Source organism: Hungatella sp. (assembly GCF_046966825.1).
The window spans coordinates 1-7,190 of sequence record NZ_JBKVCZ010000213.1 but is presented as its reverse complement, the minus strand read 5'-3'; the positions used below and the strand labels follow the sequence as shown (position 1 = coordinate 7,190).

7 protein-coding genes and 1 pseudogene are annotated in these 7,190 nt (G+C 52.1%); 4 read left to right on the top strand and 4 right to left on the bottom strand.

The genetic code is table 11. From position 1 onward, the window contains the following. The 4 genes from ACLTD4_RS32225 to ACLTD4_RS32210 all read left to right on the top strand — a co-directional run. Positions 1-959 (top strand): glutamate--tRNA ligase family protein (locus ACLTD4_RS32225; RefSeq protein ID WP_412331894.1); only part of this gene is annotated, 959 nt, incomplete at its 5' end. Positions 960-1,165: 206 nt separating this feature from the next. Further along, on the top strand, positions 1,166-2,623 hold the full coding sequence (locus ACLTD4_RS32220) for a PLP-dependent aminotransferase family protein (protein WP_117621250.1): 1,458 nt from the start codon (positions 1,166-1,168) through the stop codon (positions 2,621-2,623). Positions 2,624-2,626: 3 nt separating this feature from the next. Then, positions 2,627-3,592: a hypothetical protein gene (locus ACLTD4_RS32215; protein WP_117621249.1), complete on the top strand. Its 966-nt coding sequence runs from the start codon at positions 2,627-2,629 to the stop codon at positions 3,590-3,592. A gap of 288 nt (positions 3,593-3,880) precedes the next feature. Then, positions 3,881-4,885, top strand: coding sequence for an AraC family transcriptional regulator (locus ACLTD4_RS32210; protein ID WP_117621357.1), 1,005 nt, complete (start codon positions 3,881-3,883; stop codon positions 4,883-4,885). A 10-nt stretch (positions 4,886-4,895) separates the two neighbouring features. On the opposite strand, the gene ACLTD4_RS32205 is transcribed toward ACLTD4_RS32210, so the two are convergent. From ACLTD4_RS32205 to ACLTD4_RS32190, 4 genes and pseudogenes are all read right to left on the bottom strand, one after another. Beyond that, complete coding sequence (locus tag ACLTD4_RS32205) at positions 4,896-5,567, bottom strand: hypothetical protein (RefSeq protein WP_117621248.1); 672 nt, start codon at positions 5,565-5,567, stop codon at positions 4,896-4,898. Continuing rightward, entirely contained in the window at positions 5,560-6,321 is a 762-nt protein-coding gene (locus ACLTD4_RS32200) for an ATP-binding cassette domain-containing protein (RefSeq protein WP_412331893.1), read from the bottom strand. Before ACLTD4_RS32200 ends, ACLTD4_RS32205 begins: the two co-directional genes overlap by 8 nt. Further along, positions 6,318-6,677, bottom strand: coding sequence for a GntR family transcriptional regulator (locus ACLTD4_RS32195; RefSeq protein ID WP_055653768.1), 360 nt, complete (start codon positions 6,675-6,677; stop codon positions 6,318-6,320). The genes ACLTD4_RS32200 and ACLTD4_RS32195 overlap by 4 nt, the downstream gene beginning before the upstream one ends. A 314-nt stretch (positions 6,678-6,991) precedes the next feature. Then, a pseudogene (locus tag ACLTD4_RS32190) lies at positions 6,992-7,190 on the bottom strand (iron ABC transporter permease); the annotation flags it as partial.

Genomic DNA, 7,190 nt, shown 5'->3' with positions numbered 1-7,190 from the left:
ACAGACCGCTGTATGACTGGGTTGTGAGAGAATGTTTATTTGAGAACCCGCCGCGCCAGATTGAGTTTGCCATGCTGTACTTGACGAACGTGGTTACCGGTAAGCGCTATATCAAGAAGCTGGTGGAAGACAGGATTGTGGACGGCTGGGATGACCCGCGTCTCGTTTCCATTGCCGCTCTGAGAAGAAGAGGCTATACGCCGGAAGCCATCCGCATGTTTGTGGATCTGGTAGGTGTGTCCAAGGCGAACAGCTCCGTGGATTACGCCATGCTGGAATACTGTATCCGCGAGGACTTAAAGCTGAAGAAGCCGAGAATGATGGCTATTTTAGATCCGGTGAAGCTGGTAATCGACAACTATCCGGAAGACACGATAGAATATCTGGACGCTCCTAACAATTTAGAGAATCCGGAGCTGGGAGAGAGAAAACTGCCCTTTGGAAAAGAACTCTACATCGAGCGGGAAGATTTCATGGAAGAGCCGGTTAAGAAGTATTTCCGTCTGTTCCCGGGCAACGAGGTCCGTCTGATGAACGCCTATTTCGTGACCTGTACCGGATGCGAGAAGGATGAGAACGGCAATGTAACCGTGGTTCACTGTACGTACGACCCGGAGACGAAGAGCGGTTCCGGATTCACAGCCAGAAAGGTAAAGGGAACCATTCACTGGGTAGCCGCCAGGACTGCCGTTACAGTAGAGTGCCGTCTCTATGAGAACATCGTGGATGAGGAAAAGGGCAAGTTAAATGAGGACGGAAGTCTGAATCTGAATCCGAATTCTCTTACCATTATAAAGAACTGCTATGTGGAACCGGCGCTGGCCGAGGCGAAGCCGTACGACAGCTACCAGTTTGTGAGAAATGGCTTTTTCTGTGCCGACTGCAAGGACAGCACTCCGGAGCATCTGGTATTTAACCGGATCGTGTCCTTAAAGAGTTCTTTTAAGATTGCGAAATAAAGGTTTCGCCGTTTGATACCATTTTGATAAACAGGCAATTAGAGATGCCGCGGGGGATATGATGTTTGACCTGGCCGGACCGTACTGCGGTGACGGGCTGGAAGAACCTGATCCCGCGGCACTTTTTTTACCTCGATATGCTTTACCAGTACGCTGGCGTGTGTTTGACCATTGTGTCCGCACACCAGTCTTAAGGAGGCGGAGACGTGGAACTGATGATCCCTCTGGACAGTCATTCAGAGATGCCTTATTATGAACAGATATACGAATATATCAGAGAAGAGATAAAGAAGGGGAATTTAAAGTCCTCCACCCGTATTCCCTCGACCCGCCTTCTGGCGGAGCATTTAAAGGTCAGCAGGAGCACGACGCAGATGGCCTATGAGCAGCTGCTGTCAGAAGGGTATATCGAATCGATACCGTGCAAAGGATACTTTGTGTCGCGTATCGAGGAGCTGGTGATCACGGGGCAGGAGAACGGGGGGGAAAGTCCATTTTTCGGCACGTATCCGTGGGAAGTACCGGGGGACAGTCACCCGGCGGCCGGAGAGGCGGAATACAAGGTGGATTTCTCACCGCGCGGCGTCGATCTGGACAGTTTTCCCTTTAATACATGGAGAAAGATCACGAAGACTACGCTGGTGGACGACAACAAGGAGATGTTTGCGACCGGAGATCCCCAGGGGGAGCCGGCTTTTCGTGAGGCGATCCGGGGCTATCTCCATTCGGCCAGAGGCGTGAACTGCACTGCGGAACAGATCGTTGTCGGTGCAGGAACGGAATACTTATTGATGCTGCTTTCCCGTATTCTGGGTCCTGATCATACCATAGCCATGGAAAATCCCACATACAAGCAGGCGTACCGCGTCTTTAAGAGCCTGGGATATCCGGTAGTGCCCGTGGAGATGGATGGCTCCGGTCTGGAGACTTCCCTGCTCGAGAGAAGCGGGGCGGATATCGCCTATGTGATGCCGTCTCACCAGTATCCGACCGGAATCGTGATGCCGGTAAAACGGCGGCAGGAGCTGCTCTCCTGGGCCTGCAAAAAAGAGGGACGGTATCTGATCGAGGACGATTACGACAGTGAGTTCCGCTATAAGGGAAAACCGATTCCGGCCCTGCAGGGAATGGATGGAAGGGAACGGGTTATTTACAGCGGAACATTTTCAAAGTCCGTAGCGCCGGCTATCCGTGTCAGCTATCTTGTGCTGCCGAAACCGCTGCTGGCGGTCTACCGGGAGCGGGTGAATTTTTATACATCCACGGTTTCGAGAATTGACCAGAATATCCTGTACCAGTTTATGATGGGCGGCTATTATGAGCGCCATTTAAACCGGATGCGGGCCGTGTACAAGGCGAAGCACGATACTCTGATCGGCGCGCTGAAGCCGTTTGAAAAACAATTTACGATAAAAGGAGAGTATGCAGGCCTCCATCTGCTTCTGACGGATAAGAAAAACAGGACGGAGGAGTGGCTGGTAGAGTCTGCGAAACAGGCGGGGGTAAAGGTTTACGGCCTGTCTTCCTATCTGATCAGGGAGGGGAAGGCCGTGGTGGTGCCTACTGTAATCCTGGGGTATGCGATGCTCAGTGAAGATGCGATTAAAGAGGGAATCCGGCTGCTTAAGACAGCCTGGTCATCAGATGGAGAACAGGAGGAGTAATATATGAAGAATAATAGGGACTTTCCGCTCAGGAGCGCCGGAGTTGCCGCCGTGATTGCGGTGTTGCTGCTTGTTTTAAGCATTCTTGGAAATGTCCGGATATCCGGTTACTTAAAGGCCAGCATGGAGGAATCCATCCATCAGGTCGAAAGTGAGATTGCCAGCAAAGAGGTACAGGAATCCATCGAGGAATCGAAGATGGAAGAGACTGCGGTTCACGAGATTTCGCTCACTTATACAGAGGAGCAGCTTTTAAATCTGCTGGAGGGGAAGATGCACGCCAATGATTTGGAGGGCGCTGCGAGAGTACTGAACGAGAATGATACGGCATTTCAGGATTTGTTTTTTGGAAAGCTGGCGGATGAGACGTGTCTGTATTCCTCGCCGGTCGACAGTGAGGGGGGCTCTCCGCATTCCGCGCCGATTGCCCCCCAGGGGGCTGATCCGCATACCGGCGGCGTGATGAAGGACGAGGCGGATGGCCACGGCCTCGTGTTTCAGCGTGCGGGAACCATCTTCTACGGCGATTTTAAGGACGGTAAGCCGTCTGGCCAGTGTGTAGCCCTTCAGGCGATTACGCTGGACGAGGGAGTCCGCTACGATTATTCCGTCGGTACGTGGACGGATGGCGTCATGGACGGCGCCGGAGAGTGCGGATACGATTACTATGAAGGCGTGACCGGAGACGGGGCGAAAAAGACGGTGAAGAAAGGAAACTTTGCAGACGACCTGATGGAGGGAGAGATATCCTATACCAGTGTCAACGGGGATGGGGAATCGACTTCGTGGACCATGACAGTGGAAAATGGGGTGATCGTTCCGGACGCAAGGTGGATTTCCGATACATCCGATGATGGAACGCCTGTCTTTAGGCTGATGGCCGATACGGACGATGTCCACGCCTATGTGGTGGAGGCCGATGCCATGGAGGAAGTGCGCTGGAAGAATATGATTGAGTGGGGAGAGTAGCGGAAGAACTATGAGCCGCGAAAAATGCAGCATTAGTATAACGTATCATAAGTCCTTGTGCATATAGCACCCGCTGTCCACACAAGGACTTACAATACGTTATACTAGTACCGCCGGACCTAAATACGTACTGCATAGCACCCGCTATCTACGCCAGGAGCACGCCCACGAAGCTAGTCGTAGGGTCCACTACGCCGTCGCTTCGCGGACGCACACCTGACGCAGATATCACGCACTATGCAGTACGCATTTAAGTCCGGCGGCACTAGAGAAGAGAGGGGCGGTGCAGTGAATCAGGAAATGCTGGAACGTCTCAGTGTGATCACGGAAGAAGAGCGGGAAATCTTAAACGGGCGCACAGAGATTGACAGGACAAGGTATACAAAGGGCGATGAGCTTATTACATCCCGCCGAACGGAGGTGAGGGAGGCTTTCCATATTGACAGCGGGAAGATGCTGGAGCACGGCAAGCTGATCCGAATCCGGCCTCATACCCGGTTCGTTCACTTCCCGAAACACAAACACAACTACATTGAAGTGATCTATATGTGCAAGGGGGAGACGACCCACATGATCGACGGGGAGACGGTTATCTTAAGGACCGGCGAGCTGCTCTTTTTAAACCAGCATGCCACCCAGGAGATTCTGCCTGCCGGAGAGGGAGATGTCGCTGTGAACTTCATCATTTTGCCGGAGTTTTTTGATACCGCCTTTGAGATGATGGGGGAGGAGGAAAATCTGCTGCGGGATTTCCTGGTGGGCTGCTTGTGCAATGACACCCGGTACGCCAGCTTTCTGCATTTCAAGGTGGCAGATGTGCTCCCGGTGCAGAATCTGGTGGAAAACATGGTCTGGACACTGCTCAATGACCAGCCTAATAAGCGGAGCATCAACCAGGTCACCATGGGGCTACTGTTTCTTCAGCTGATGCACTATACAGATAAGATCAGCCACACCCGGGAGGGCTTCGATCAGAGGCTGATCTTCCAGGTGCTGGGATATATCGACGAGAACTACCGGGATGGAGAACTGACGGAGCTGTCCTGCATGCTGGGATACGATATCTACTGGCTGAGCCGGATGGTGAAACGGCTGACCGGAAGGACGTACAAGGAACTTTTGCAGATCAAACGGCTGAACCAGGCCGCGTTCCTGCTTCTAAATACGAGACTGGCAGTGGCGGATGTGGCTCTGGCGGTGGGATATGACAATACCAGTTATTTTTACCGGATTTTTAAGGAGCGGTATCAGATGTCGCCGAAGGAGTATCGGAAGAATAACAGGGCGCTGTGAGGATACGGTATTATGGCACATCTCTCTCCTCCTCCAGCTTACCGGACTGCCAGAGCAGGAAGAAGAGAAGCGCAGTTCCTGCCGGGACACCGGCTATGAGGGGGAGGCTCTTTAACGCATCGCTTACCATCTGGCCGATGAACAGTGCGGCGATCAGCGTAAGGGCTTTTCCGCGGCCGTTCTGCCTCCTGCTGGAAGACAGTGTCAAAAAGAGATAAAGGAGCGGAAGCAGCAGCGCGAACTGCAGGAAAGCGCCGGGAATATCATCCTTCATCTGCATTCTGAAATAGGAATGGTTTGCGTCCGCGAATTTCTGCATCAGGATGGTGCCGGCCTGCCCATTGAAAAAGGAAAACGCCATGACCGCCGCGACCGCAGTCAGGCGCGAGAATATCCGCAGCCACGGATTGGGCTCGGCCAGGCGCCAGAGCTCATTCTGCCGGGCGTCCGGCTTTTCCAGCATATGGTTCATCCCGTAAAACAGTCCCAAAAGCAGGGAAGCTGCGTAACAGATACTGATGAGCAGGACGAGTAATCCAGCTTTTTTATCGATGACACGGCAGGCGGAAAGCGGGAGAATCAAAAGCAGCCCATTCAGAATGATGAAAAATGCCGCCGCTGTCCGTATCTCATAAAATACTGCCTGAAGCTGCCATTTTATAGATTTCCATACTCTAATCATGTTTGATCTCCTCCAGATAATACTGTTCCACGGATTTGTGGTGCTTCATTCTGATTTTTTCCGTTTCCATCTGCCAGACACGCCCGTCAGCGAGGAATATGACCTCATCGAACAGAGACTCCAGATCCTTCAGCAGATGAGTCGCCATGACGATGGAGCTGTTGTCTGCCATATTCTTCAGGAGGAAGCGCTTCATATCTTTCTTGAAATACGGGTCGATTCCATCAAAGGGCTCGTCGAAAAGATAGAGGCGGCTTTTCCTGCACAGCCCCAGAATCATGCAGAGCCGTTCCTGTTTTCCCCTGGAAAGGCGGCAGAGCCGTGTCCTGCGGTCGATCTTCGACTGCTCCAGCATCATCAGGGCGCGTTCCCGATCAAAGTCGGGATAAAAATCCCGATAGAAGCCTGCACAGTCGTCCGCGGTCATCCATTCGTAAAAGTGACTCCCTGAAAGAATGTAGGAAGGGAGTGCTTCCTCGCGGATGATCTGCCCGCTATCCGGCCGGAGCAGACCAGCCATCAATTTTAAAAGCGTGGACTTTCCGATTCCGTTGTCACCCACGACTCCGATAATCCGGTTTTCCCGGACCGTGACAGAGGCGTGATCCAAGACCCTCCAGCCATTTCGTTTTTTAATGACATCCTGCAAACGCAGCAGACAGGTAGATGCCGCTGTTATATCCTCAGTTCTTATATCATCTTTTCTCATATCCTCAGTCCTCATATCCTCAGCCCTCATATCCTCAGCCCTCATTTCGGGCCTCCCTCCAGTTCCTGTGAAACCGCAGCTCTGATCTGGTCATCTGTCAGCCCGCAGTTTCTCATACGGCCTATAAAGTCCTGTATCAATCCCGTTACCATGTCTTCCGACAGCTTCTCCTGTATCTCAGCTCGGACAAAGCTGCCGATGCCCTTCCGGGTCACGATGATTCCCTCCGCCTCCAGATACTGGACAGTCCGGTGGATCGTGAGGGGGGAGACCTCGAAAAGCACCGCGTATTCCCTCACGGAAGGCAGTTTCTCTCCGGGCTGTATGGTTCCGTTTATGATTTGTTCTTTTATGAAGGTTCCGATCTGGATATAGATCGGCTGGTCATTTTGAAAATCCATGGAGAGGCCTCCTGTTATACTGTTATATATATGTATAACAGTATAGCGAAAAAAGATGGAGCTGTCAAGTTTGAATCAGATTCAAAGTTTGCAGGAAATATGGCGGAAGCAAAAATAATCCTCCTGTTTCCATAGCAGAGCGGCTGAGCGGTAAAAAATAGTTCCCGGCCAGCTCATCACATTTTCGTGAGCCGGCCGGGAACTATATGGCTTTGTCATGGTATTAGATTTTTTACATCAGGACAGGAGCCGATTTATATATTCATTCCTGCTGCCTGTACACTCTGGCACCCCGTCTGACAGCCGTCTGTCATCTACAGGCTCAGATCCTTGCCTCCATTTACCCGGTTGAAGATCAGCAATGAAACGACCGTCAGAACCGTCAGTATGGTGGACAGCGCTGCCGCTATGCCGTAGTTGCCTCGTACCACCTCCGTGTAAACGGCTACCGTCAGCGTCTTTGTTTTGCCTGTATAGAGGATGATGGCCGTGGACAGCTCGCTGATCATGGTA